Raw genomic sequence first — 23,460 nt, forward strand, 5'->3', positions numbered from 1 at the left:
GTGGTGGGGCACGACGGCACGGAAAGGCCGGGTGTCTCGAGACCGCCACCGCGGCGTGGTCTACGCTGCGTAGTATTCAACGGTGGCATGGACCGCACAGCGGTCGGCTTAGCGGACTTCTAGGAGGCCCCAACGTGACCCCTCGCGGGCTGAAGGCGGTGGCACGAAAAGCCGCACTGGTGGTGGTTCTGGGTGCCACAGCACTGGTGCTCAGTGGCTGCAGCTGGACAGAGGCGCTCGCTCTGGGCTGGCCGAAGGGCATTACGCCCGAGGCGCATCTGAACCGTGAACTGTGGATCGGTTCGATGATCGCCGCGCTCGTCGTCGGCGGCATCGTCTACTTCCTGATCTTCTGGGTGAGCGCGTTCCACCGGAAGAAGGCCTCCGACACCGAGTTGCCGCGCCAGTTCGGCTACAACATGCCGCTGGAGCTGGTCCTCACGGTCATCCCGTTCCTGATCATCTCGGTGCTGTTCTACTTCACCGTCGTGGTCCAGGAGCAGATGGTGGGCAAGGAGGACAACCCCGAGGTCGTCGTCGACGTGACGGCGTTCCAGTGGAACTGGAAGTTCGGCTACAACAAGGTCAACTTCGCCGACGGCACGATGAACTACGACGGCGTCGACGAAGAGCGCAGCGCCGCGGTCGCCTCCCGCCCGAGCGAAGAGGGTGCGGGCGCGGTCGGTGAGCCGGAAGCGGCCCACACCGAGCATGGTGCCATCGCGGGCCAGAACCCCGAGGACCGCAGCTACCTGGCGTTCGACGAGATCGAGACGCTGGGCACCAGCGACGAGATCCCGGTCCTGGTGCTGCCCTCCGAGAAGCGCGTCGAGTTCCGGATCGCCTCGGCCGACGTGGCGCACGCCTTCTGGGTGCCGGAGTTCCTGTTCAAGCGGGACGTGTACCCCAACCCTGAACAGAACAACTCGGACAACGTCTTCCAGGTCAGCGAGATCACCGAGACCGGCGCGTTCGTGGGCCGCTGCGCCGAGCTCTGCGGCACCTACCACGCGATGATGAACTTCGAGGTGCGCGTGGTTCCGCCGAACGATTTCAAGGCGTACCTGAACCAGCGCATGGCGGGTAAGACGAACGCCGAGGCGCTGATCGCCATCAACCAGCCACCCACCGCCGTCACCACCAAGCCGTTCGACACGCGGCGCGGTGAGATGGCCCCGCAAGCGAGCAGGTAGGACTCCTCGATGCACATCGAAGCCAGGTTGTTCGAGTTCCTCACGGCGTTCTTCGCCCTGTCGGCCGTCGTGTACGCCACGCTGACCGCGATGTTCGGCAACGGCGGCGTGGAGTGGGCCGGTACCACCGCACTGGTGCTGACCACCGGCCTGACCCTGATCGTCGGCACCTTCTTCCGGTTCGTCGCCCGTCGCCTGGACACCCGGCCTGAGGACTACGAGGACGCCGAGATCAGCGACGGCGCCGGTGAACTCGGGTTCTTCGCGCCCCACAGCTGGTGGCCGATCATGATCGCGCTGTCGTTCTCCACCGCCGCGGTGGGCGCCGCGCTGTGGCTGCCGTGGCTGCTCGTCGCGGGCATCGTGTTCGTACTCGTCTCGGCCGCCGGCCTGGTCTTCGAATACCACTGGGGCCCCGAGAAGCACTGATCGCGGCGCTCGCACGGGCGGAAAGATCACGAAACGGGCAACACTTGGCCGGCGAACCGCGCTGTGACGGTCGCCGGTCACCCGTCGTTGGGTAGTGTTTCCCGGGGCGCGGTGAGCCGTTTCGGCCGCATGCCCGCGCCGGTGACGCAGTCGAGAAGGAATAGGCGTAGATGAGCGGGCCGAACCCCCCAGGGCCGGACTCGCCGGGACCGGACCAGCCCGAGCGGGAGGGCGGTCGGCACTCGGCACCCGACGAAGCGACCGAACAGGTCGGTGCGGCCGAGCAACCGGCCGCCGCCACGGGTGCGACGGAGGCCTACTCCCAGGCGTACTCCGCCCCCGAATCGGAACAGTTCAGCAGCGGGCCGTATGTGCCCGCGGACCCGGCACTGTACGACTACGACAGCTATGAACCGGTGTCCGACGTCGGCGAGGAGCAGGCGCCGCCACGTTGGCCGTGGGTCGTCGGTGTCACCGCGATCATCGCCGCGATCTCGCTGGTGGTGTCGGTGGCGCTGCTGGTGACGAAGACCGACACCGATCAGTTGGCCACCCCGGCTACCACCACGACGACGCCTCCGCCCCCGGTGCAGGACGAGATCACCACGACGACGCCCCCGCCGCCGCCACCACCGCCGCCGACGACCGAGCCGCCGCCTCCTCCGCCACCGGAGACCGTGACGGTCACCGAGCCGCCGCCTCCGCCGCCCTCGGCCGAGGCGCCGCCGCCACCACCGCCTGAGACGACGACACCGCCGCCGCCCCCGCCGCCGACCACCACCACACCCGCGGGCCCCCGCCAGGTGACCTACTCGGTGACGGGTACCAAGGCGCCCGGAGACATCATCACCGTCACCTACGTGGACGCCTCGGGACGCAGGCGCACCCAGCGCAACGTGTACATCCCCTGGTCGCTGACCGTCACGCCGATCTCGCAGTCGGAGGTCGGGTCGGTGCAGGCGTCGAGCCTGTTCCTGGTCAGCAAATTGAACTGTTCGATCACGACGAGCGATGGGACGGTCTTGTCGTCCAATACCGGCAACGCCGCGCAGACGAGCTGCTGATGACATACCCCAGCGACACCGCGCACGGGGCGCGGCCGGACACCGGCGGGCCCGACAGCCTGGACAACGTCGACCGCATCCTGCTCGGCGCCGGCGGCGCCGTGTGGCTGACCGCACTGGGCACCGGCGTGGCGGCCACCGTCGCGCTGGCGGACCTCGCCGGAGCGGCGGCACCCGCCGCCGGCGACGGCGACACCCCCTGGCTGCTGTACGGCGTCATAGGGATCTCCGCCGCCGTCATCGCCGCGGCGGTGCCGCTGCTGCTGCGCGCCCGCCGCAACGCCCAGGACGAACCCGCTCCGCTGACCGTGCAGCGGGGCCGCACACCGGGGGAGGGGAGTGCGGCCGACACCGCCGAACCACCGACGGAGAAGCTCAGCGTCGCGGCCGTGACCCCGGTGCCCAGCCGGCTGGACGCCGGGGACAACGCCCGCGTCGAGCAGCTCTGGTTGCGTTGCGCTCTGGTCATCGCGATCGCGATGGGGGCGGCGATGATCGCGATCGGGGTGGCCACCTATCTGATGGCCGTCGGCAACGACCTGGCCTCGTGGGTGCTCTACGGGCTGGCCGCGGTGATCACGCTGGCGATGCCGGTGGCCCCGTGGTGGTACCTGCGCGAGTTACGCGCACTGCTCGAATCCCGCTGACCCGCAGGCGATCCCGCCGCGGGCAGTGGCGCGAGGCTGAAGCCACGCAGGGAAAGTGCGAGTGGATGCCTGCGGGAGTTCAGTCTCACGACGGGCTCCACGCGCTCGGGCGCATACGAAACGGCCGCCGCGACCTCCGTTGGGAGGACCGCGGCGGCCGTATCGCTGTCGGACTCTAGTGGTGGCCGTTCGGCGAACCGTCGCCATCGCCGTTGGCAGCGCCGTTGGAACCGTTGGTGCCCTGCCGCTCCCGCAGGGCGGTCAGCGCCCGGCGGTGTGAGGCGTGCGCAGCCTCGGTCAGTGCCTCGTGCTCGACGATCGGATCGGCGGTCAGGAAGCTGCCGCTGCCCGGTGCACCGCCGGAGCCCAGCTTGTTCATCCGCTTCGGCAGAGGAGCGCCCTGGTATTCCAGCGGAATCGGGTGCCCGTGGGCGTCGACCGGTCCGAGCGGCTGGTGCAGCTCGATGTAGGCGCCGTGCGGCAGCCGCTTGATGATGCCCGTCTCGATGCCGTGCTCGAGCACCTCGCGGTCGCTGCGCTGCAACGACACCGCCCACCGGTAGGTGACGTAGTAGACGATCACCGGCAGCACCACCATGCCGATCCGGCCGATCCACGTCGTCGCGTTCAGCGAGATGTGGAACTTGAGCGCGATGATGTCGTTCATGCAGGCGAACGTCAGCAGGATGTAGAACGAGATCGCCATCGCGCCGATCGCGGTGCGAACCGGGGCGTCACGCGGACGCTGCAACAGGTTGTGGTGGGCGTCGTCCCCGGTGAGCCGCTTCTCGAGGAACGGATACACCGTGAGCAGCCCGAGGATCAAGCCCATCAGCACCGCGATCCACACCGGCTGCGGGATGGTGTAGTTGCCGATGTAGAACTCCCACGCCGGCCACAACCGGATCAGGCCGTCGGTCCACATCATGTAGAAGTCCGGCTGGCTGCCCGCGGACACCTGAGAAGGCTTGTAGGGGCCCAGAACCCAGATCGGGTTGATCTGCAGCAGACCGCCCATCAGGCCGAGGATGCCCACGGTCAGGGCGAAGAACGCACCCGACTTGACCGCGAACACCGGCATGACGCGCACGCCGACGACGTTCTTCTCGGTGCGGCCGGGGCCGGGGAACTGGGTGTGCTTCTGGAACCACACCAGCGCCAGGTGGGCGGCGATGAGCGCGAGCATGATGCCCGGGATCAGCAGGATGTGCAGTGCGTACAGGCGCGGGATGATGATCGTGCCGGGGAAGTCACCGCCGAACAGCGCCCAGTGCATCCACGTGCCGACGACCGGGATGCCCATCGTGATGCCGGAGAGGGCGGCGCGCAGGCCGGTGCCGGACAGCAGGTCGTCGGGCAGCGAGTAGCCGAAGAAACCCTCGAACATCGCCAGGATCAGCAGCAGCGAGCCGATGACCCAGTTGGCCTCACGCGGCCGCCGGAACGCGCCGGTGAAGAAGATGCGGGCGAGGTGCACCATGATCGACGCCGCGAACAGCAGTGCCGCCCAGTGGTGGATCTGACGGACGAACAGCCCGCCGCGTACCTCGAAGCTGATGTCGAGTGCCGATTCGTAGGCCTTCGACATCTCGACGCCGCGCAGCGGTTGGTACACGCCGTCGTAGACGACCTCGGACATCGAGGGGTCGAAGAACAGGGTGAGCCAGACGCCGGTGATCAGCAGGATGATGAAGCTGTACAAGGCGATCTCACCCAGCAAGAACGACCAGTGGGTGGGGAAGACCTTGTTCAGCTGGCGACGGACCGCCGCCGACGGGTGGTAGCGCGAATCGATCGCGTTTCCCTGTGCGGCAAGCCTGGCGGCCATCTTGGAACCACTCTGTGCACTCATGATGTCTTCCGTTCCCAGAATGCAGGCCCGACGGGTTCGATGAAGTCGCCGTTGGCGACCAGGTACCCGTCCTGGTCAATGGTGATGGGCAACTGCGCGAGGGCGCGCGCAGCCGGACCGAATATGGGTTTCGCGAAGTGCAGCGCGTCGAACTGCGACTGGTGGCACGGGCACAGGATGCGGTGGGTCTGCTGTTCGTACAGCGACGACGGGCAGCCCAGGTGCGAGCAGATCTTCGTGTAGGCGAAGAACTCGCCGAAGTTGAAGCTCTCCTGACCCTTGCGCTTGACCACCTTCGTCATTTCCTCGGGACGAAGACGGATGAGCATCACGGGATTTCGCACACCCATGATGATCTCGGTCATCTTGTGGTGCGACTCGACGGTGGTGCCGTCACCGTCGGACTCCCGCCACGGGTAGACCGTCTCCATACCGCCGGCGTCGAGATCCTCCGGACGCATCTTGGCGAACGTCGGACCGTGGCCGGTGTTCCCGGTCGCGCGGGCCAGGAAGATCGTCTCGCCCGTGAAGCGCGGGGTCCAGCCGGAGGTCCACAGCACGGCCTTCGGGCCGTCCGCGGTGGGCACCACCGGCTTCCACGGGTTCTTGATCAGGCCACCGATGAACGCCACCGCGGTGCCGAGGCCGAAGGCGCCGAGCCCGACACCGAGCGAGACACCGATCATCTTGCGGCGCTTGATGGTCGAGCCCTCGAGTGCGTCGGTCAGGTTCGCCGCGGCGGTCTTGCGCTGGATCTCGGGGGAGGCGCCGTCGTGGCGGTCCTGGATCGAGATCTCCTCGGGGATGAACCGCTTCTGGTAGAGCACCGCACCGATGCCGATCGCGAGGATCGACAACCCGAACAGCAGGCCGTAGAGCGGGGTCGCCAGGGAGTACAGGAATTCACCCTCGGAGCCGTAGGGCTGGTACTCCCACGGCCAGAACAGGAACACGACCAGCAGAGCCAGGCCGGACACGCCGCCGATCAGCAGCCAGGTGGCGACCGAACGCTCGGCGCGCTTCTCGGCGCGGGTACCGGGCACCGGCCAGCGCGGCTCCTTGAAGACGGTCTCGACACCGTCGAGCCGGCCACCGAGTTCGACGAGTTCCTCACGCGACATCGCGGCCAGTTCGGCGTCGGTCGGCTGACCCGGCACACCGCCGTGGCCGGGTGCGTCGGTGCCCTTGGGGGCGCCGTCCGGAGTGTTCGTCACCTGCTCTTCGTTCCGCTCGTCGCTCATGCCCGTGCCCCGATCCAGAGAGCCGCACCGATGACGGCCACCATGCCGATGATCCACGCCGCCATACCTTCGGACGTCGGGCCGAAGCCGCCGAGTCCGTAACCGCCGGGAGGCGGCGTCTTCCGCGACTCCTCGACGTAGGCGACGATGTCGCGCTTCTCCTCCGGCGACAGCTGACGGTCGGAGAACTTGGGCATGTTCTGCGGACCGGTCTGCATCGCGGTATAGACCTGCGCGGGGGACGCCTGGAGTTCGGGCGCGTACTTACCCGAGGACAGGGCGCCGCCGCGTCCGGTGAAGTTGTGGCACGACGCGCAGTTGAGCCGGAACAGGTCGCCACCGCGGGCGACGTTGTCGCCGATCAGCGACTGGTTGGCGATCTCGCCGTTCTCGTCGCGCGGGACGACGGGTCCGCCGCCGTTGGCCTGCACGTAGGCGCCGAGTGCATCGGTCTGCGCCTCGTCGAAGTCGGCCGGCTTGTTCGGCGCCTGGGCCTCGTTGCGGCGCGCGGGCATGCGGCCGGTGGAGACCTGGAAGTACACCGCCGCCTCGCCGACACCGATCAGGCTGGGTCCGCGGTCCTGCACACCCTGCAGATTGCTGCCGTGGCAGCTCACGCAGGACATGTCGTAGAGCTCCTTGCCGGTGCGCAGCAGGGCCGACTGCGACTCGTCGGCCACCGCTACCTGCGGTGCGGGCGTCAGCGTGGCGGCGACGCCGCCCGCGACACCAAGTCCGACCAGCAGCAGCACCGCTGCCGACAGGCGCCGGCGGAACCGTCGGCGGGACTTGCTGATCATCGAACCCCTTCTCATCGGCTGAGGACCCTGTGAACTCATCGGAGGCATCGAGCCGATCATCGGACGAAGTAGATGACGGCGAACAGCGCGATCCACACGATGTCGACGAAGTGCCAGTAGTACGACACGACGATCGCCGCGGTGGCCTGCGCCGGGGTGAACTTGCTCATCTTGGTGCGGGCGAGCAGGAACAGGAAGGCGACCAGACCGCCGATCACGTGCAGGCCGTGGAAACCGGTGGCCAGGTAGAACACCGAGCCGTAGGCGCTGCCCGGGATCGTCGTGCCCTCGTGCACCAGGTGGTAGTACTCGTAGAGCTGGCCGAGCACGAAGAACAGGCCCATCAGGAACGTGAGGACATACCAGCGGCGCAGGCCGAACACGTCACCACGCTCGGCGGCGAACACCCCCATCTGGCACGTGAAAGACGACGCGATCAGCACCAGCGTGACGGGTACCGCCAGCGCGAGGTTCAGTTCGGTCGGCGGGGGCGGCCACTCGCCGCCTGCCTGGGCGCGTGCGGTGAAGTACATCGCGAACAGACCAGCAAAGAACATCAGCTCACTGGAAAGCCACACGATGGTGCCGACACTGACCATATTCGGCCGGTTCAGCGAATGCACGCGCGAAGTGATCGCGGTTCCCGAGGTCCCAACAGCACTCGTCACACCGCAAGTATGACGCTTTGTAGTTGTCGAACTCCACCCGGGTCGCCTAATCGTCACAAGTGTCGTACGGGAAGATCGGGCGGACCTTTGGGAAGTTCCCGGATGGCGTGGGAACATCTGCGCGTGACTGATACTCCCACGTGGCCGTCGATCCTGGGGCGGTTGACCACCGGACAGAATCTGGGGACCGGACAGGCCGCCTGGGCGATGGACCAGATCATGACCGGGACGGCCACCCCGGCTCAGATCGCCGGGTTCGCGGTGGCGATGAAACTCAAGCGCCCGACGTCGGCGGAGGTCACCGAACTCGCCGACGTGATGCTCAAGCACGCGCGCCGCATCCCGACCGACGTCATCGGAAACGAGACGGTCGACATCGTCGGCACCGGAGGCGACGGTGCAAACACCGTCAACCTGTCCACGATGGCGGCGATCGTGGTGGCCGCCGCGGGGGTGCCGGTGATGAAGCACGGCAACCGGGCCGCCTCGTCGCTGTCCGGCGGGGCCGACACCCTCGAGGCGCTCGGCGTCCGGATCGACCTCGGTCCCGAACAGGTGGCGGCGTCCGTGGCCGAGGTCGGTATCGGATTCGCGTTCGCCAACCAGTTCCACCCGTCGTACAAACACGCCTCGGCCGTGCGCCGGGAGCTCGGGGTGCCGACGGTGTTCAACCTGCTCGGACCGCTGACCAACCCCGCGCGTCCGCGCGCCGGGCTGATCGGCTGCGCGTGGGCGGAGCTGGCCGAGGTGATGGCCGGGGTCTTCGCATCGCGCAACTCCAGCGTGCTGGTGGTGCACGGCGACGACGGCCTCGACGAGCTGACCACGACCACCACGAGCACGATCTGGCGCGTGCAGGCGGGCACGGTCGAGAGGTTGACCTTCGACCCGGCGGCCTTCGGCTTCCAGCGCGCGCACCTGTCCGAACTCGTCGGTGGCGACGCCGAGTACAACGCCGCCGAGGTGCGGGCGGTGCTCGGGGGCGCCAAGGGCGCGGTGCGCGATGCGGTGGTGCTCAACGCCGCGGGCGCGCTGGTCGCGCACGCCGGGCTATCCAGCGACGCCAAATGGGTGCCGGCCTGGGAGGCGGGCCTGGCCCGGGCGACCGAGACCATTGACTCCGGTGCGGCCGAAAAGCTGCTCGCGCGTTGGGTGCGGTTCACCCAGAAGCTCTGAAGGGACCGACTCTCTGGTCCTCGCGTCCGCACCGGTCTGCTCGGCGGCCAACCGTGCCGAACGCGCCGTATCCGCCCAGCCCAGCCAGCGGCCCGCCGCGCCGATCGGTGTGGCGTACCCGGGCTCGCACCGCACGATCCGCACACCGGGGCTGGTGAGCCAGCGGGCGATCAGCCCGGTCTCCTCGACCAGCGCACCGCCCAGCGGGGCGGGATCGGGCAGCACCGTCTGCGCCGCGGCGGTCAGCGCGTCGACGACCGGCATCGGCGGCACCCCGCGACGGGCGCACCCGGCGGCGGCCAGGCGTCCGTACCGCACGACGGCGAGGTCCCATCCACCGCTGCCGTCCGGACGGGCCGCGACCAACTCGGTCTGGTCGGCGAGCGCACGCAGTCGCTGCCCCCGCCACAGCACGTCGATGCCCGTGGCGGCGTGGTCACGCAGGCGCGCGGCCGATTCGTACCGGTTGACGGCCGCCAGCGCGGCGATCCCGTCGACCACCGCGGCCAGCGCCGCATCGTCGCGGCCCTCGATGAGGTCGGCGGCGCGGCGGTGGGCCGGGGCGTAGGCCGCCGCGTCGATGTCGCGCGGCGCCGGGCACGGTGACAGTTCACGCTCGGCGCAGGCCGCGCCGTGCCGGGCCGCGCGGGCGAGCCGGGCGGTGCAGGTCCGCACACCGGTGAACCGGGCGAGCAGTTCAGCGGTCTGCACGGCGTCCGTGCGGGCCCGGAACGGCCCGACCGCCGAACCGTGACGGGGTGCGCGCACGACCGAGAACCGCGGGAAGGGCTCGTCGGTCAGCACCACCCACCACCAGCGCTGCGGGAACTTCGAACGCCGGTTGTAGGGCGGCGCATGGGCGGCCAGCAGGCGCAGCTCACGCACGCCCGCCTCGAGTTCGTGGGCGCATTCCACGTGGTCCACGCGGGTGGCCAGGGACGCCATCTCCTTCATCCGCGCCCGCGGATCGGCTCCGGTGAAGTACTGGCCGACGCGGCGGCGCAGGTCCACCGCGGTGCCGATGTAGAGCACCTCGTCGCCCGGGCCGCGGAACAGGTACACCCCCGGCCGGTGGGGCAGACCGTCGGCGAGGCGGCGGTTGCGGCGCTGCGCGGGGGTGACGTCGGGCAGGTAGGCGCGCAGGTCGGTGTAGGTGTGCACGCCCTGGTTGCCGATCCGTTCGATCAGCCCGTGCAGTACGTCCACCGTGGCGCGGGCATCGTCGAGGGCCCGGTGCGTCGGCGTCGTCTTCGCGCGGAACAACTGCGCCAGCGCTGACAGCCGCACGCTGGGCGCCTCGTCGCGGGTGAGCACGCGGCGCGCGAGCTTGACCGTGCACAGCACCGGCGGGCGGGGCCAGGTCAGCCCGCACTGTTCGGCCGCCGCCCGCAGGAAGCCGATGTCGAAGCCGGCGTTGTGGGCCACCAGCACCGAGCCGCGCGCGAACTCGAGGAATGCGGGCAGCACCGATTCGATGCGGGGGGCGGCGCACACCATCGCGGTGGTGATGCCGGTCAGCGAGACGATCTGCGGCGGTATCGCCCGCCCGGGGTCGACCAGGGTGGCGAGCTCACCGAGCACCTCACCGCCGCGGACCTTGACCGCGCCGATCTCGGTGATCGCATCCGGACGCTCACCCGTGGCGCGACCGCCGGTGGTCTCCAGGTCCACGACGACGAACGTGGTGTCGCGCAGCGACAGCGCCTCCATGTCGAACGACAGCTGCTCGGCCGCGCCCCCGACGGCACCGACGCTGCCCTGACCCATGCGAGAAACGTAGGGAATGGCACCGACAGCGCGGCGGTGCCACGCGGGCCGCGGTGTTCCGGACGGGCCGTGTCGGTGGGCGTCGCTAGCGTGCGGGCACCACCGATCGAGAGGACGGCCACATGGCGCAGGGACATCAACCGCGGGGACATCAACCGCGGGGACATCAACCGCGGGGTGCGGATCCGCACGCGGACACAGACCCGGACACGGTGATCATCGACTGCGACGATTGCGCCGTGCGCGGTCCGGGGTGTCAGGACTGTGTCGTGAGTGTGCTGCTCGGGGTTCCCGATACGTTGCTCGTCGACGAGCGTCGCGCCCTCGAAGTGCTGGCGGAGGCGGGAATGGCGCCCCGATTGCGCCTGGTTCCGATTCACCGGCAAAACAATTCGGGCGTTGCCTGAGGGGTCCCGCCCGGCACGGGCGGAACAAAGTCCCCCTTGGCACCTGTTAAATTTGGCTCTCCTGTTGGACAAGCCCGATGCCGTTTCGTAACCTATCTGAGACCTAAGAGCAGTTCGAGGCGGCTCGTAACGCCAGTTGAAGGACGCAAATCTTGAGGCTCGTTCGCGCGCAGTGGGGCATCCGTGTTCTTAAGCGACCCGCAGTCAGTGCGATAGCGGCTCTGGCCATGTTCTCCTCGGTGCTGGCCGGCAGCGCGCTGGCCGATCCGGCCGACGACGCGCTGGCAAAGCTCAACGAGTTGTCGCGGCAGGCCGAGCAGACCACCGAGGCCATGCACTCGGCGCAGCTCGACCTCAACGACAAGCAGGCCGCCCAGCAGGCCGCCGAGGCCAGACACGCCGCCGACCTGACCGCGGCTGCCGAGGCCAAGACCCAGATGGCCACCTTCCAGACGGCGGTGAACAAGGTCGCAGCAACCCAGTACATGGGCGGCCGCACCGACGGGATGAGCGCGATCCTCACCGCCGACTCGCCGCAGCAGTTCATCGACCAGCTCTCCGTACAGCGGGTGATGGCCGGCGAGATGGCCGCGCGCATGGCGGGTTTCCGGGACGCCACCACCAGGGCCGCCGCCGCCGAGCAGGCGTCGGCGCGGTCCGCCCAAGATGCCAAGACCGCCGCCGAACAGGCCGCCCAGGTGCGCGCCGATCTGCAGAGCAAGCAGAGCCGGCTGCAGACCCAGATCGCCGTCGTCAAATCGCAGTACGAGGCGCTCACCCCCCGCCAGCGCGAGGCGCTGGCCGCACTTCCGCCCGCACCCGCCGTTCCGGCGCCGGCCGCGGCGCCTCCCGCCAACGATCCCGGCGTGCTGGCCGCCCCGCCCGGGGCCATCCCTCCGGGTGACATCGCGCCGCCGCCGGGCGGTGCCACCCGCGCCGTCGCCGTGCAGGCCGCGCTGAGCCGCATCGGCTCGCCGTACTCCTGGGGCGGGTCCGGCCCCAACGCGTTCGACTGCTCCGGGCTGGTCATGTGGGCCTTCCAGCACGAGGGCATCTCGCTGCCGCACTCCAGCCAGGCGTTGGCCCGCGGTGGGCAGCCCGTGTCGACGGACCAGATGCAGCCGGGTGACCTCGTCACGTACTACTCCGATGCCTCGCACGTCGGTATCTACATCGGTGACGGGATGATGGTGCACGCGTCGACCTACGGCACGCCGGTACGCGTCGCTCCGGTGAACAACGCGCCGATCCACAACGTGCGCCGCTACTAGCTCGTGGCCACCGGGCCCGGCTCCACCCGACCCCGACGGGTCCTGCTCGCGCTGCTGCTGGCCGAGCTCGTCTCCGCGGTCCTGATGCTCGACCGGTCGCAACCGCCGGCCGCGCCGCCGATGGCCGCCGAGGTCGCCGTCGAGCAGCCGACGGCCACCGGAACCCCGACCATCGACACCCAGCTGCCCGACGGCCGTCGCGCGCAGTTCGTGGCGCTCGGCGGGACCCGTAGCGCGGGCCTGCTGTCCCGGATCGCCGGCGAGCTCCCGGCCGCCGCCGAGCTGGTGACCGACTTCTGGGGGCCGGACTGGCGCCAGGAGATCGTCATCGTCGCGACGGGTTCGGACCCGCAGTTCGCCGCGCTCGCGGGCGGGGGAGTCGACATCGCGGCCGCGACCACCGCTGACCGCATCGTGTTCGCGCCCGGCGCCGCCGCGATGACCGACGAGGACCTGCGGATAGTGCTGCGGCACGAACTGTTCCACCACGCCGTACGGGAGCAGACCGCCGCCGACGCGCCGCGCTGGTTGACCGAAGGCGTCGCCGACCACCTCGCGCGACCGCGCGACACGACACCGGCACCGGATGCGGGAACCGCCCTGCCCACCGACAGCGACCTCGACACCCCGGGGGCCGTCCGGTCGCAGGCCTACGACCGGGCCTGGCGGTTCGCCACCTATGTCGCCGACCGCTACGGCCCAGAGCGGTTGCGGGCGTTGTATCTGCGGGCGTGCGGTCCCGGCCACCCCGACGTGGCCACCGCGGTGCGCGACACGCTGGGCGCCGGCCTCGACGAGGTGCTGGCCGGCTGGCGACACTGGCCGCAGGGCTAGCCTGAGCTGCGATGTCCCGAGTCCTGCTGGTCACCAACGACTTTCCGCCGCGCGCCGGTGGTATCCAGAACTACCTCGAGGCCTTCGTCGAGCATGTCGTGGCGGCGGGTGTGCACGAGGTGACCGTCTACGCGCCGGCGTGGAAGAACGCCGCGGACTACGACCGCGCGGCGACGTTCGAGGTGGTCCGACACCCCGGCACCCTGATGCTGCCCGAACCGTCGGTGGCCGGTCGTATGCGCGGTCTCATCGCCGCCCACGACATCGACACCGTGTGGTTCGGCGCGGCGGCGCCGCTGGCCCTGCTGACCCCGATCGCCCGGCGCGCCGGCGCCGCCCGGGTGATCGCCAGCACGCACGGCCACGAGGTGGGCTGGTCGATGCTGCCGGTGGCGCGGACGGCGTTGCGGCGCATCGGCGACGACACCGACGTGGTGACCTTCGTCAGTCGCTACACGCGTGGCCGGTTCGCATCGGCGTTCGGGCCGCACGCCGCGCTCGAACACCTGCCGCCCGGAGTCGACACCGACCGATTCGCCCCGGATACGTTGGCGCGGGCGGAGTTGCGGGCCCGTTACGGCCTGGGGGAGCGGCCCGTGGTGGTGTGCCTGTCGCGGCTGGTGCCCCGTAAAGGGCAGGACATGCTGATCAGGGCGATGCCCGCAATCCGGCGGCGCGTGCCCGGGGCGACGCTGGTGATCGTCGGCGGAGGCCCGTATCGGACCGCGTTGCAACGCCTGGCCCACGAGCACGGGGTCGCCGAGCACGTGCGGATGACCGGAGGGGTCCCCGGCGACGAACTGCCCGCCCACCACGCGATGGGCGATGTGTTCGCGATGCCGTGCCGCACCCGCGGCGCCGGATTGGACGTCGAGGGGCTCGGCATCGTCTACCTGGAGGCGTCGGCGAGCGGTGTGCCGGTGGTGGCGGGCCGCTCCGGCGGGGCGCCGGAGACGGTGCGGGACGGGGAGACCGGGCTCGTCGTGGACGGCACCGATATCGGCGCGGTTGCCACCGCGGTCGGCGATCTGCTCGCCGACCCCGACCGGGCCGCCGCGATGGGTGCCGCAGGCAGGCAGTGGGCCGTGGAGAACTGGCAATGGCCCACCCGTGCGGCGCGGCTCGGCGAACTGCTCTAATCTTCGGCGTCGAGCAGCGCCGCGGCGCGCAACGCCAGCCACAGCGCCGCCACCGCATCGGTTTCGGCGAGGTTGAGCCCGGTCAGATCCGCGACGCGTTTCATCCGGTAGAGCACGGTCTGGCGGTGCACGCACAGCGCCGTCGCCGTCAGCTGCAGCGACCGCTGGTGGCGAAGATACGCCTCGAGTGTGGCGACCAGATTGGAGTGGTGCTGTTCGTCGTAGGTGCGCAGCGGGGTGAGGACCCGGTCGACGAGGGCCTGCGCATCGCCGACGTTCGACAGGCCCAGCCACGGTTCCTCGCTGCCGTACCGCGAGATCGGGATCCCGCGCCGGCCCGCCAGCGAACACGCCCACGAGGCTTCGCGGACCGCCTCGGGGAACCGGCTGATGGAGTCGAGCCGCGCGCTCACGCCGATCCGCGCCGACGGTCCCAGCGCCCGCGACAGCACGGCCTCGAATCCCGACCGGTCCGGCACCAGTGCGTACAGCAGACCTTCCCGAAGCGTGCACAGATAAGTAATATCGTTGCGCCACAACGAATTATGAACGGTCAGCGCCCGCGCTTCGTCGCTGTTGCGGGCCGCGACGAGTACGGTGCGGGCGGGGTCGAGGTGCAGTTCGCCCAGCCGCGACTCGACCGCGTGCCGGTCGACGCGGTTCTCGAGCAGGCGTTCCAGTAGCGCGGCGCGTTCGCGCCGGTCGTGTTCGAGGACCGACTGCACCTCGGACAGTTCGAGGCTGATCACGGTTGCGATGTGCTGCAGGCGAATCGGGTCCACCCGGTCGGCGGCGCGCGGGATCACCACCAGCGCGACATCGGGGTGGCGCGCGATGTCGGTGAGCATCGCCTGTCGCGCACCATCGCCCGGGAGTCCGTACACTCCAGCCGCCACATTGGTCGACGAGTCCGACAGTCCCACAACCGCCTGCCGCAGCACCGGGTCGAGTGGCGGCGTCTGCGGAAACCAGGGGTCGCCGGTGCGGCGGTCGCAGACGTGCAGCTGGCAACCCAACTCCCGCGCCAGCGCTGCGACGAGATCCGCTGAGCTGGAGGCGCTTCCGATGTGGCGGCGCAGCAGATCGTAGATCCGCACGGTGCGGGACAACCGGCTGGACTGATCGAGCAACGTCGCTTCGGCGACCGCCCGCGAAATCGCCACGAACGGTAGGGGATAACGGATCTGCAGAACGGGGAAGCCCAGCCGGTCGCTGCAGCGGGTGAACCGCTGCGTCAACCGCGGGCAGTACATCTTGTCGCCGATCGCCAGGCCCGCCACCCCGGACTCGTCGAGGCGGGTGAGCAGCGTCTCCTGGTCGGCGGCCGATTTCGGGAACGACAGGCCGTTCGTCATCAGCAGTTCACCGCCGGTGATCCAGCGCCAGGGTTCGGGCAGGTCCGAGGTGTGGGTCCAGGACACCGCCCGGTCCAGGCCGGCCGCCCCCGACAGCACGCCGAGACCGAGGTGGGGCATCTCGACGAGGTCAGCGACAGTGAGCGTCACACTCGACCCGTTTGTGCAGACGCTCAAACTTCATGGCCGGATTGTGTCAAACGTCGACGCGACACGCATCGGTGCCGGCCGCAGGCTGAGGTCCATGACCGGACACATCCTGGGCGCCGTGCCCGCCACCGAGGTGCCCCGCTACGCCGGCAAGAGCACCTTCGCCCGCATCGCCGACATCGGGGAGGTCAGTGACTACGACATCGCGATCCTCGGTGTCCCGTTCGACGGCGGCACGTCATACCGGCCCGGTGCGCGCTTCGGACCCATGGGGGTGCGCCAGGCCGCGCGCACGCTGCGCCCCGGGTACCACGTCGAACTCGGGGTCGCGCCGCTGGAACGGGTGCAGGTCGTCGACGCCGGTGACGTCACCGTCACCCCCTACGACATCGCCGAGGCCTGCCGCCAGATCCAGAACCACGCCGCCGACATCCTCGGCGGCGGGTCCCGCCGGATCGTGGCCATCGGCGGCGACCACACCATCGCGCTGCCCAACCTGCGCGCGCTGCACGCGGTGCACGGCCCGGTGGCCCTGGTGCACTTCGATGCCCACCTCGACACCTGGGACACCTACTTCAACGCCCCGGTCACGCACGGCACGATCTTCCGTCGGGCGTTCGAGGAAGGCCTGCTGGTCGAGGACCACTCCATCCACGTCGGTATCCGAGGACCCATCTACGACCAGATCGACCTGCATGAGGACGCGGAGATGGGATTCAAGATCATCCGGGCGGGCGACCTGGACGTGATCGGGATCGACGCCGCGGTCGACACCGTGCGCCGCCGGGTCGGGGACGCGCCGGTGTATCTGTCCGTCGACATCGACGTGCTCGACCCGGCGTTCGCCCCCGGCACCGGCACCCCGGAATCCGGGGGCCTCACCGCCAGGGAACTGCTGCGCATGCTGCGGCGGTTGCACGGGCTCAACATCGTCGGTGGTGATGTGGTGGAGGTGGCGCCCGCCTACGACCACGCCGAGATCACCTGTGTCGCAGCCGCGACCGTCGTATTCGACCTGGTGTCGCTGATGGTCGCCGGAGGTGCGGGCTAACCGGTGTAGAGCGCCTCGATGTGGTCGGCGAACTTCTCGGCGACCACCGCGCGCTTGACCTTCAGCGTGGGGGTGAGCTCACCGGTGTCCTCGGTGAAGTCCACCGGCAGGATGCGGAACTTGCGGATCGCCTCGGCCTTCGACACCGCCTGGTTGGCCTCCTTGACCGCGGTGTCGATCTCGGAGAGCAGGTCGGGGTCGGTGGCGAGGTCGCCGACCGACGCACCGCTGTCCTTGCCGTTGCGCTGTTTCCAGCCCTCGAATGCCTCGGGGTCGATGGTGATCAACGCGCCCACGAACGGCCGGGCGTCACCGACGGCCATCGCCTGGCTGATCAGCGGATGGGCGCGCAACTGGTCCTCCATGACGGCCGGGGCGACGTTCTTGCCGCCGGCGGTCACGATGATCTCCTTCTTGCGCCCGATGATCGTGAGGAAGCCGTCGTCGTCGATCGCGCCGAGGTCACCGGTGTGGAACCACCCGTCGGTGAAGGCCTTCGCGGTCTCCTCCTCGTTGCGCCAGTAGCCGCCGAACACCACGCCGCCGGACACCAGCAGCTCGTCGTCGTCGCCGAGCCGCATGCTGTTGCCCGGCAACAGCTTGCCCACCGAACCGATCTTGATGTCGTCGACCCGGTTGACGGTGATGGCGGCACTGGTCTCGGTCAGCCCGTACCCCTCGTAGATGGTCAGCCCGACGCCGCGGTAGAAGTGGCCGAGGCGGGCGCCCAGCGGCGCGCCGCCCGAGATCGCGGCGCGGCACTCGCCGCCGAGCGCAGCGCGAAGCTTGCCGTAGACGAGCCGGTCGAACACCGCGTGCTTGGCCCGAAGCAGCAACCCCGGGCCGCCCTCGGCCTGGCTGTACTCGATCGCCGTCGCCGCGGCGATGTCGAAGATGCGACCCTTACCGTCGTTGCGGGCGTTCTGTTCGGCGGTGTTGTAGACCTTCTCGAACACCCGCGGCACCGACACCACCAGCGTCGGCTTGAACACCCCGAACGTCGGAACGAGGTTCTTGATGTCGCTGGTGAACCCGAGGGTGACCTTGTTGGCGAATGCGGCGATCGTGATCGCGCGGGCCAGCACGTGGGCCAGCGGCAGGAACACCAGCATCCGCTCACCCTTGGTGAGCTGGGTCGGGAAGCAGCTCTTGGCGCCGCGGATCTCGAAGACCAGGTTGGCGTGGGTGAGCTGGCAGCCCTTCGGCCTGCCGGTGGTGCCCGAGGTGTAGATCATGGTGGCCGGTTCGGCGGACCGGATGCCGGCCAGCCGGTCGTCGAGTTCGGCCGGCGCCACGTCCCGGCCGGCCTCGGCCAGCGCGTCGATCGCACCGGTGCCCGAACCCTCGATGCGCAGCACCGTCCGCAGTTCAGGCAGGTCGGCCCGCAGTTGTTCGACCCTGTCGGCGTGGGCGTCGTTCTCGACGATCGCCAGCACCGCGCCGGAGTCGGAGAGCACCCAGCGGACCTGCTCGGCAGACGACGTCTCGTAGATCGGGACGGTCAGCGCGCCGACGGCCAGGATCGCGAAGTCGATGATCGGCCACTCGTAGCGGGTCGCCGACAGCAGCGCGACGCGATCCCCGGGCTGTACCCCCGACGCGATCAAACCCAGTGCGACCGAACGGATCTGGGCGGCAGCCTGGCCGCATGTCACGTCCGTCCAGTCACCGTCGACCAACCGGCGGAAGATGACGTGGTCGGGGTCGTCGCGCTCGTGGTCGAATACGGCGCTGACGACGGTGTCGCGCTCACCCACCGTGAACGGTGCAGGCACACTGAACTCAGGCACGGCCTCCAGCCTAGTCGGCCCCCGCGCCGCGGCAGGGGGCCGTGTGTGAAGCTTGGGAGACGATGAACAGCATCCAGATCGCCGACGAGACGTTCGTTGCCGCCGACCCCGCTGAGGTGGGCCGCGCCGTCGCCGATCCGGCCAACTGGCGGCGCTGGTGGCCGGACCTGCGCCTGACGGTCGTGGAGGATCGGGGCCCCGTCGGGCACCGCTGGACGGTGACCGGCGCGCTGATCGGCACCATGGAGGTGTGGTTGGAACCGTCCCTGGACGGGGTGATCCTGCACTACTTCCTGCACGCCGAACCGGCGGGCTTCTCCGCGCGGCAATTGGCGAGGACGAACCTGGCGAAGGTCAACCACGCGCGGCGGGTAGCGGGTAAGAAGATGGCGTTCGAACTCAAGCGGACCCTGGAGGCGTCACGGCCGGTGGGGGTGTCGCGGCTGGCCTGACACTGGGCCCAGCCGCGGACGTGAGGGTACATTTCGGCTTGAGGAGGGCGGGGCACGTGGCGGACAAGACGGCGCAGACGATCTACATCGAGGCCGATCCTGCGACGGTGATGGACGTCATCGCCGACATCGGGTCCTACCCGGAGTGGGTCAAGGAGTACCGGGAGACCGAGGTGCTCGACACCGACGCCGACGGTTACCCGAAGACGGCGCGTCTGGTGCTCGACGCCGCCGTGCTGAAGGACACCATGGTGCTGGCCTACCAGTGGGCGGCCGACCGCACGTCGGTGACGTGGACGCTGGTCTCGAGTTCTTTGCTGAAATCCCTCGAGGGTGCCTACCGGCTGGCCCCCAAGGGGTCGGGGACGGACGTCACCTACGAACTCGCGGTCGACCTGATGATTCCGATGATCGGCCTGCTCAAGCGCAAGGCGGAGCGCCGGTTGACCGAGACGGCGCTCAAGGATCTGAAGAAACGGGCCGAGGCTGAGTGAACCCCAGTGGCGCCGCGGCCCGCATCAGCCTGTTCGTCGGCAAGGGCGGGGTAGGTAAGTCCACGCTGGCGACGGCCACCGCCGTCCGCGAGGCGCGGGCGGGTCGTCGTGTGCTCATCGTGTCCACCGACCAGGCGCACTCCACCGGTGACGTGCTGGGGGAGACGGTCACCCCGACCGGGCGGCGGGAACCGACCCGGATCCTCGCCGACCTCGACGCGGGCACCCCGGACGCCGGTGGCACACTCGACGCGCTGGCCCTCGACACGCTCGCGCTGCTCACCGAGCGGTGGCGGGAGATCGCCGGGCCGGTCACCGCCAGGTTCCCCGACTCGGACCTGGGTGATGTTGCGCCAGAAGAACTCTCGGCCCTGCCCGGGGTGCAGGAGGTGCTCGGACTGCACGAGGTCGCCGAGCTGGCGGCGAGCGGTCTGTGGGAGCACGTCGTCGTCGACTGCGCCTCCACCGCGGATGCGCTGCGCATGCTGACGCTGCCCGGCACGCTCGCGCTCTACCTGGAGCGGGCGTGGCCCAGGCACCGCCGGCTGTCGCGCAGCGCCGACGATGCCGCGTCGGCCGCGATGGTGGACCTCGTCGAACGCATCGACGCGGCGACCGGGCGGTTGACCGCCCTGCTCGCCGACGCGTCACAGGTCAGTGCGCATCTGGTGCTCACCGCCGAACGGGTGGTGGCCGCCGAGGCGTCGCGCACGCTGGGCTCGCTTTCGCTGATGGGTGTGCGGGTGGCCGAGCTGATCGTCAATCAAGTTCTGCTGCAAGATGATTCGTTCGAGTATCGGAATCTGCCCGAACATCCGGCGTTCGACTGGTACGCCGAACGCATCTCCGAGCAGAAGTCGGTGCTCGACCACCTCGACACCGCGATCGGGGACGTGGCGCTGGTGCTGGTACCCCACCTGCCCGGGGAGCCGATCGGCCCCAAGGCGTTGGGCGAGCTGCTCGACGCCGCGCGCAGGCGTGACGGATCGGCCCCGCCGGCGCCGGTGCGGCCGATCGTCGACCGGGAGTCGGGCACCGGACTCGATGCGGTGTACCGGTTGCGGTTAGAGTTGCCGCAGGTCGATCCCGGCGAACTCACGTTGGGCCGGGTCGACGACGACCTGATCATCGGCGCAGGCGGTATGCGGCGCCGCGTCCGACTCGCGTCCGTGCTGCGCAGGTGCATCGTCACCGATGCGGCGCTGCGGGGAAGCGAGCTGACCGTGCGATTTCGACCGAATCCGGAGGTGTGGCCGGCGTGAGTGCTGATCATCCCGACCTCGGTCCCGAGCTCAGAGCGCTCGCGCAGGCGATCCTCAACCGCGTCGATCCGGCGATCCGGTTCGCCGCCGCCCGTGCGGCCGGAAGCGGCGCAGACCGCGCAGGCAGCTGTCAGCAGGTGTGGTGCCCGGTGTGCGCGCTGGCCGCGCTGGTGCAGGGCGAACAGCACCCCCTGCTCAACGTCGTCGCCGAACACAGCGTCGCGCTGCTGGGTGTGGTCCGCGCGCTCGTCGACGACATCGACGCGGCAGAACCACCGCCACAGCCGCCTCAACCGCCACAGCCGTCACCACCGCCGCCGTCCGGCGAGCCGCCACCGCGTCCCGGGCCGGGCCGCTATCAGCACATTCCGGTGACCGTGCAGGAGTGAGGTCCGCCCTGTGGTCGTGTTCTCACCACCTGGGTAAAGTTGTCGCAGAGCACCGTCCGGTGCGCCCGATGCGGAGGGTCCATGTGGTATTGGCTGTTCAAGTATGTCTTCATGGGCCCGTTGCTGACCCTGCTCGGCCGCCCGAAAGTGCAAGGGCTGGAATATCTTCCCCGTTCAGGAGCGGCCATCCTGGCCAGTAACCACCTGGCCGTCGCCGACAGCTTCTACCTGCCGCTGGTGGTCAGCAGGCGCATCACCTTCCTGGCCAAGGCGGAGTACTTCACCGGAACCGGGCTCAAGGGCTGGTTCCAGCGCTGGTTCTACACCGTCGCCGGCCAGGTACCGATCGACCGGACCGACGCCGACTCCGCCAAGAGTGCGTTGACCACCGCCGAGCGCATCCTGGCCCAAGGCAAACTGCTGGGCATGTACCCGGAGGGCACCCGCTCACCCGACGGACGGCTGTACAAGGGCAAGACCGGTCTGGCCCGGCTCGCGCTGGAGACCGGCATGCCGGTGATCCCGGTCGCGATGATCGGCACCGACGCCGTCAACCCGCCCGGCAGCAAGATGTGGCGGTTCGGCAAGGTCGAGGTCAAGTTCGGCAAGCCGATGGACTTCACCCGGTTCGAGGGGCTCGCGGGCAACCGATTCATCGAGCGGGCGGTCATCGACGAGGTCATGTACGAGTTGATGCGGCTCTCCGGTCAGGAGTACGTCGACCTCTACGCCGCCGACGTCAAGGAGGGCACCGCGGTCGCTCAGCCGGCCGCGCGACTGCCCGAAGCCGCCGCCGGCTGAGCCGCCGTGACGGGTTCGGTGCGGTGGGTGGACCGCGCCGACAGTGTGCCCGCCGCCGCGATGACCAACAGCGCCCACCACACGTAGGATCCGCCGGCCAGCTGACGCCACAGCGGCGCCGAGGTCTCCTGGTGCTCGGGCAGCAGTGTGATCGGCGACCACACCATCAGCGCGCAGCCGAGCGCCCCGGCGACGGCCAGCGCCGCGTGCCGGGTGCGGTAGGCCACCACGAGGGTCACCAGCACCGTCGGCAACGACCACACCCAGTGGTGCGACCACGACACCGGTGACACCACCAGCCCGAACATCGCCACGCAGACCAGGGCCAGCACCGGTTCGTCGGCGCGCAGCGCCCGCCGCGCCGCCCAGACGGTCAGTCCGAGCACCGCGAAGCACCCCACCACCCACAGGATGAACCGGAGGTCCTCGCCCACACCGAACCGCGCGAGCGTGCCCGCGATGTTCTGGTTGGTGTTCAGCGTGGCCGTGCCGATCCGGTCGGTGTTGCGCACCGTCTCGGTCCAGTACTCCCAGGAGTCGCGCCAGGCCAGCGCGAACCCGAGCAGCGTCATCACGACGACCGAGGCCGCGCTCACCAGCAGTGCGCGGGTGTCGCGGCGCAGCAGGAAGTACAGCAGGAACACCGCCGGGGTGAGTTTCAGCGCGATCGCCACCCCGAGCAGGACCCCGCGCGGCCAGGGGGTGCGCCGCGGCACACAGTCCGCGATCACCAGCGTCATCAGCACGACGTTGATCTGGCCGAAGTCGAAATTCGCCCGGATCGGTTCGAGGAGGACCACGGCCGGGGCCACGATCGCCGCGGCCAGCCAGATCCGCCTCCCTGGCGTCCAGACGTCGAGCCGGGTCAGCACGATCAGCACGGCGACGATCAGCAGCAGCAGAGTGATTGCGGTGATCACCGCGCTGGCCGCGGGCAACGACATCACGGCAAACGGCGAGAAGACGATCGCCGCCAGCGGGGGATAGGTGAACGGCAGGTCGAGGCCGCCCTCGGTGGCGAACATCGCACCGTCGGCGTAGAGCGGGCTACCGTCGAGCCAGGCCCGGCCACCCATCCGGTAGACGTCGATGTCGATCCGGTACGGCGTCTCTCCGAGCAACCGCCAGCCGGCCCAGCCGAGCGCGGCGAGGGTCAGGAGGCAGAACGTCCGCCACGCGAGGGTTGGCGCCCAAGCAGGCGTCCGCCGAGTACTCATGTCGCCGACCA

At 69.7% G+C, this 23,460-nt stretch carries 22 protein-coding genes and 1 pseudogene; 15 read left to right on the forward strand and 8 right to left on the reverse strand.

All coding sequences use genetic code 11. From position 1 onward, the window contains the following. Window positions 1-134 precede the first annotated feature (134 nt). From ctaC to G6N49_RS06475, 4 genes are all read left to right on the forward strand, one after another. Window positions 135-1,193 carry an aa3-type cytochrome oxidase subunit II gene (ctaC, locus tag G6N49_RS06460; protein ID WP_011560681.1) on the forward strand — a complete coding sequence of 353 codons (1,059 nt, stop codon included), beginning with the start codon at window positions 135-137 and terminating at the stop codon, window positions 1,191-1,193. Window positions 1,194-1,202: 9 nt separating this feature from the next. Further along, complete coding sequence (locus tag G6N49_RS06465) at window positions 1,203-1,622, forward strand: cytochrome c oxidase subunit 4 (protein WP_011560680.1); 420 nt, start codon at window positions 1,203-1,205, stop codon at window positions 1,620-1,622. A gap of 170 nt (window positions 1,623-1,792) precedes the next feature. Next, on the forward strand, window positions 1,793-2,686 hold the full coding sequence (locus G6N49_RS06470; RefSeq protein ID WP_011560679.1) for an MmpS family transport accessory protein: 894 nt from the start codon (window positions 1,793-1,795) through the stop codon (window positions 2,684-2,686). Further along, window positions 2,686-3,333 (forward strand): DUF2561 family protein, encoded by a 648-nt coding sequence (locus tag G6N49_RS06475; protein WP_011560678.1) that lies wholly within the window; start codon window positions 2,686-2,688, stop codon window positions 3,331-3,333. Before G6N49_RS06470 ends, G6N49_RS06475 begins: the two co-directional genes overlap by 1 nt. 175 nt (window positions 3,334-3,508) lie before the next feature. Here G6N49_RS06475 and qcrB read toward each other — a convergent pair whose 3' ends face one another. Genes qcrB through ctaE form a run of 4 tightly spaced genes read right to left on the reverse strand, consistent with a single transcriptional unit; the run spans window position 3,509 to window position 7,894 of the window. Continuing rightward, complete coding sequence (gene qcrB, locus G6N49_RS06480; RefSeq protein WP_011856063.1) at window positions 3,509-5,185, reverse strand: cytochrome bc1 complex cytochrome b subunit; 1,677 nt, start codon at window positions 5,183-5,185, stop codon at window positions 3,509-3,511. Next, complete coding sequence (qcrA, locus tag G6N49_RS06485; RefSeq protein WP_011560676.1) at window positions 5,182-6,426, reverse strand: cytochrome bc1 complex Rieske iron-sulfur subunit; 1,245 nt, start codon at window positions 6,424-6,426, stop codon at window positions 5,182-5,184. Before qcrA ends, qcrB begins: the two co-directional genes overlap by 4 nt. Beyond that, window positions 6,423-7,226 carry a cytochrome bc1 complex diheme cytochrome c subunit gene (gene qcrC / locus G6N49_RS06490; RefSeq protein WP_085975410.1) on the reverse strand — a complete coding sequence of 268 codons (804 nt, stop codon included), beginning with the start codon at window positions 7,224-7,226 and terminating at the stop codon, window positions 6,423-6,425. Before qcrC ends, qcrA begins: the two co-directional genes overlap by 4 nt. A gap of 56 nt (window positions 7,227-7,282) precedes the next feature. Continuing rightward, window positions 7,283-7,894: an aa3-type cytochrome oxidase subunit III gene (gene ctaE, locus G6N49_RS06495; protein ID WP_011768286.1), complete on the reverse strand. Its 612-nt coding sequence runs from the start codon at window positions 7,892-7,894 to the stop codon at window positions 7,283-7,285. 102 nt (window positions 7,895-7,996) lie between these two features. Between ctaE and trpD the strand changes: the two genes are divergently transcribed. Then, window positions 7,997-9,070 (forward strand): anthranilate phosphoribosyltransferase, encoded by a 1,074-nt coding sequence (gene trpD / locus G6N49_RS29260; RefSeq protein WP_011856062.1) that lies wholly within the window; start codon window positions 7,997-7,999, stop codon window positions 9,068-9,070. On the opposite strand, the pseudogene G6N49_RS06505 reads toward trpD, so the two are convergent. Further along, window positions 9,008-10,837: pseudogene (locus G6N49_RS06505) on the reverse strand (DEDD exonuclease domain-containing protein); the annotation flags it as partial. The gene trpD and the pseudogene G6N49_RS06505 sit on opposite strands and share 63 nt — an antisense overlap. Before the next feature lie 122 nt (window positions 10,838-10,959). On the opposite strand from G6N49_RS06505, the gene G6N49_RS06510 reads away from it, so the two are divergent. The 4 genes from G6N49_RS06510 (at window position 10,960) to G6N49_RS06525 (ending at window position 14,488) form a co-directional block, all read left to right on the forward strand. Continuing rightward, window positions 10,960-11,244, forward strand: coding sequence for a hypothetical protein (locus tag G6N49_RS06510; RefSeq protein ID WP_011856060.1), 285 nt, complete (start codon window positions 10,960-10,962; stop codon window positions 11,242-11,244). Window positions 11,245-11,396: 152 nt separating this feature from the next. Next, the gene (ripC, locus tag G6N49_RS06515; RefSeq protein ID WP_011856059.1) at window positions 11,397-12,515 is read left to right on the forward strand and encodes a peptidoglycan hydrolase RipC; all 1,119 of its coding nucleotides are present in this window, start codon (window positions 11,397-11,399) and stop codon (window positions 12,513-12,515) included. A 3-nt stretch (window positions 12,516-12,518) separates the two neighbouring features. Beyond that, window positions 12,519-13,349 carry a M48 family metalloprotease gene (locus tag G6N49_RS06520; RefSeq protein ID WP_011856058.1) on the forward strand — a complete coding sequence of 277 codons (831 nt, stop codon included), beginning with the start codon at window positions 12,519-12,521 and terminating at the stop codon, window positions 13,347-13,349. Window positions 13,350-13,360: 11 nt separating this feature from the next. Beyond that, window positions 13,361-14,488: a glycosyltransferase family 4 protein gene (locus G6N49_RS06525; protein ID WP_011856057.1), complete on the forward strand. Its 1,128-nt coding sequence runs from the start codon at window positions 13,361-13,363 to the stop codon at window positions 14,486-14,488. On the opposite strand, the gene G6N49_RS06530 is transcribed toward G6N49_RS06525, so the two are convergent. Next, the gene (locus tag G6N49_RS06530) at window positions 14,485-15,993 is read right to left on the reverse strand and encodes a PucR family transcriptional regulator (RefSeq protein WP_235679495.1); all 1,509 of its coding nucleotides are present in this window, start codon (window positions 15,991-15,993) and stop codon (window positions 14,485-14,487) included. The genes G6N49_RS06525 and G6N49_RS06530 overlap by 4 nt on opposite strands. A gap of 94 nt (window positions 15,994-16,087) precedes the next feature. Between G6N49_RS06530 and speB the strand changes: the two genes are divergently transcribed. Further along, a complete protein-coding gene (speB, locus tag G6N49_RS06535; RefSeq protein ID WP_179967735.1) occupies window positions 16,088-17,044 on the forward strand; it encodes an agmatinase in 957 nt (318 codons plus the stop codon). On the opposite strand, the gene G6N49_RS06540 is transcribed toward speB, so the two are convergent. Next, the gene (locus G6N49_RS06540; RefSeq protein ID WP_011856054.1) at window positions 17,041-18,834 is read right to left on the reverse strand and encodes an AMP-dependent synthetase/ligase; all 1,794 of its coding nucleotides are present in this window, start codon (window positions 18,832-18,834) and stop codon (window positions 17,041-17,043) included. The genes speB and G6N49_RS06540 overlap by 4 nt on opposite strands. A gap of 62 nt (window positions 18,835-18,896) precedes the next feature. Here G6N49_RS06540 and G6N49_RS06545 point away from each other — a divergent pair, with 62 nt between their 5' ends. From G6N49_RS06545 to G6N49_RS06565, 5 genes are all read left to right on the forward strand, one after another. Continuing rightward, window positions 18,897-19,286 (forward strand): SRPBCC family protein, encoded by a 390-nt coding sequence (locus G6N49_RS06545; protein ID WP_011560664.1) that lies wholly within the window; start codon window positions 18,897-18,899, stop codon window positions 19,284-19,286. Between the two features lie 56 nt (window positions 19,287-19,342). Further along, window positions 19,343-19,780, forward strand: coding sequence for an SRPBCC family protein (locus tag G6N49_RS06550; RefSeq protein ID WP_011856053.1), 438 nt, complete (start codon window positions 19,343-19,345; stop codon window positions 19,778-19,780). Further along, window positions 19,777-21,042: an ArsA family ATPase gene (locus G6N49_RS06555; protein WP_011560662.1), complete on the forward strand. Its 1,266-nt coding sequence runs from the start codon at window positions 19,777-19,779 to the stop codon at window positions 21,040-21,042. Before G6N49_RS06550 ends, G6N49_RS06555 begins: the two co-directional genes overlap by 4 nt. After that, a complete protein-coding gene (locus G6N49_RS06560; protein ID WP_011856052.1) occupies window positions 21,039-21,431 on the forward strand; it encodes a hypothetical protein in 393 nt (130 codons plus the stop codon). The genes G6N49_RS06555 and G6N49_RS06560 overlap by 4 nt, the downstream gene beginning before the upstream one ends. Window positions 21,432-21,512: 81 nt before the next feature. Continuing rightward, window positions 21,513-22,232 carry a lysophospholipid acyltransferase family protein gene (locus G6N49_RS06565; protein WP_011560660.1) on the forward strand — a complete coding sequence of 240 codons (720 nt, stop codon included), beginning with the start codon at window positions 21,513-21,515 and terminating at the stop codon, window positions 22,230-22,232. Here the strand turns inward: G6N49_RS06565 and G6N49_RS06570 are convergent. After that, window positions 22,193-23,449 carry a glycosyltransferase 87 family protein gene (locus G6N49_RS06570; RefSeq protein ID WP_011856051.1) on the reverse strand — a complete coding sequence of 419 codons (1,257 nt, stop codon included), beginning with the start codon at window positions 23,447-23,449 and terminating at the stop codon, window positions 22,193-22,195. The genes G6N49_RS06565 and G6N49_RS06570 overlap by 40 nt on opposite strands. Between the last annotated feature and the right edge of the window lie 11 nt (window positions 23,450-23,460).

The organism is Mycolicibacterium monacense (assembly GCF_010731575.1).
Taxonomy (GTDB): Bacteria; Actinomycetota; Actinomycetes; order Mycobacteriales; family Mycobacteriaceae; genus Mycobacterium; species Mycobacterium monacense.

What these genes read in the sequence shown, in the direction of transcription:
- G6N49_RS06510 (WP_011856060.1), top strand. Translation starts at nt 10,960, where the DNA reads ATGGCGCAGGGACATCAACCGCGGGGACATCAACCGCGGGGACATCAA.
- G6N49_RS06470 (WP_011560679.1), top strand. Translation starts at nt 1,793, where the DNA reads ATGAGCGGGCCGAACCCCCCAGGGCCGGACTCGCCGGGACCGGACCAG.
- G6N49_RS06465 (WP_011560680.1), top strand. Translation starts at nt 1,203, where the DNA reads ATGCACATCGAAGCCAGGTTGTTCGAGTTCCTCACGGCGTTCTTCGCC.
- qcrB (WP_011856063.1), bottom strand. Translation starts at nt 5,185, where the DNA reads ATGAGTGCACAGAGTGGTTCCAAGATGGCCGCCAGGCTTGCCGCACAG.
- G6N49_RS06545 (WP_011560664.1), top strand. Translation starts at nt 18,897, where the DNA reads ATGAACAGCATCCAGATCGCCGACGAGACGTTCGTTGCCGCCGACCCC.
- speB (WP_179967735.1), top strand. Translation starts at nt 16,088, where the DNA reads ATGACCGGACACATCCTGGGCGCCGTGCCCGCCACCGAGGTGCCCCGC.
- G6N49_RS06570 (WP_011856051.1), bottom strand. Translation starts at nt 23,449, where the DNA reads ATGAGTACTCGGCGGACGCCTGCTTGGGCGCCAACCCTCGCGTGGCGG.
- qcrA (WP_011560676.1), bottom strand. Translation starts at nt 6,426, where the DNA reads ATGAGCGACGAGCGGAACGAAGAGCAGGTGACGAACACTCCGGACGGC.
- qcrC (WP_085975410.1), bottom strand. Translation starts at nt 7,226, where the DNA reads ATGATCAGCAAGTCCCGCCGACGGTTCCGCCGGCGCCTGTCGGCAGCG.
- G6N49_RS06475 (WP_011560678.1), top strand. Translation starts at nt 2,686, where the DNA reads ATGACATACCCCAGCGACACCGCGCACGGGGCGCGGCCGGACACCGGC.
- G6N49_RS06525 (WP_011856057.1), top strand. Translation starts at nt 13,361, where the DNA reads ATGTCCCGAGTCCTGCTGGTCACCAACGACTTTCCGCCGCGCGCCGGT.
- trpD (WP_011856062.1), top strand. Translation starts at nt 7,997, where the DNA reads ATGGCGTGGGAACATCTGCGCGTGACTGATACTCCCACGTGGCCGTCG.
- G6N49_RS06565 (WP_011560660.1), top strand. Translation starts at nt 21,513, where the DNA reads ATGTGGTATTGGCTGTTCAAGTATGTCTTCATGGGCCCGTTGCTGACC.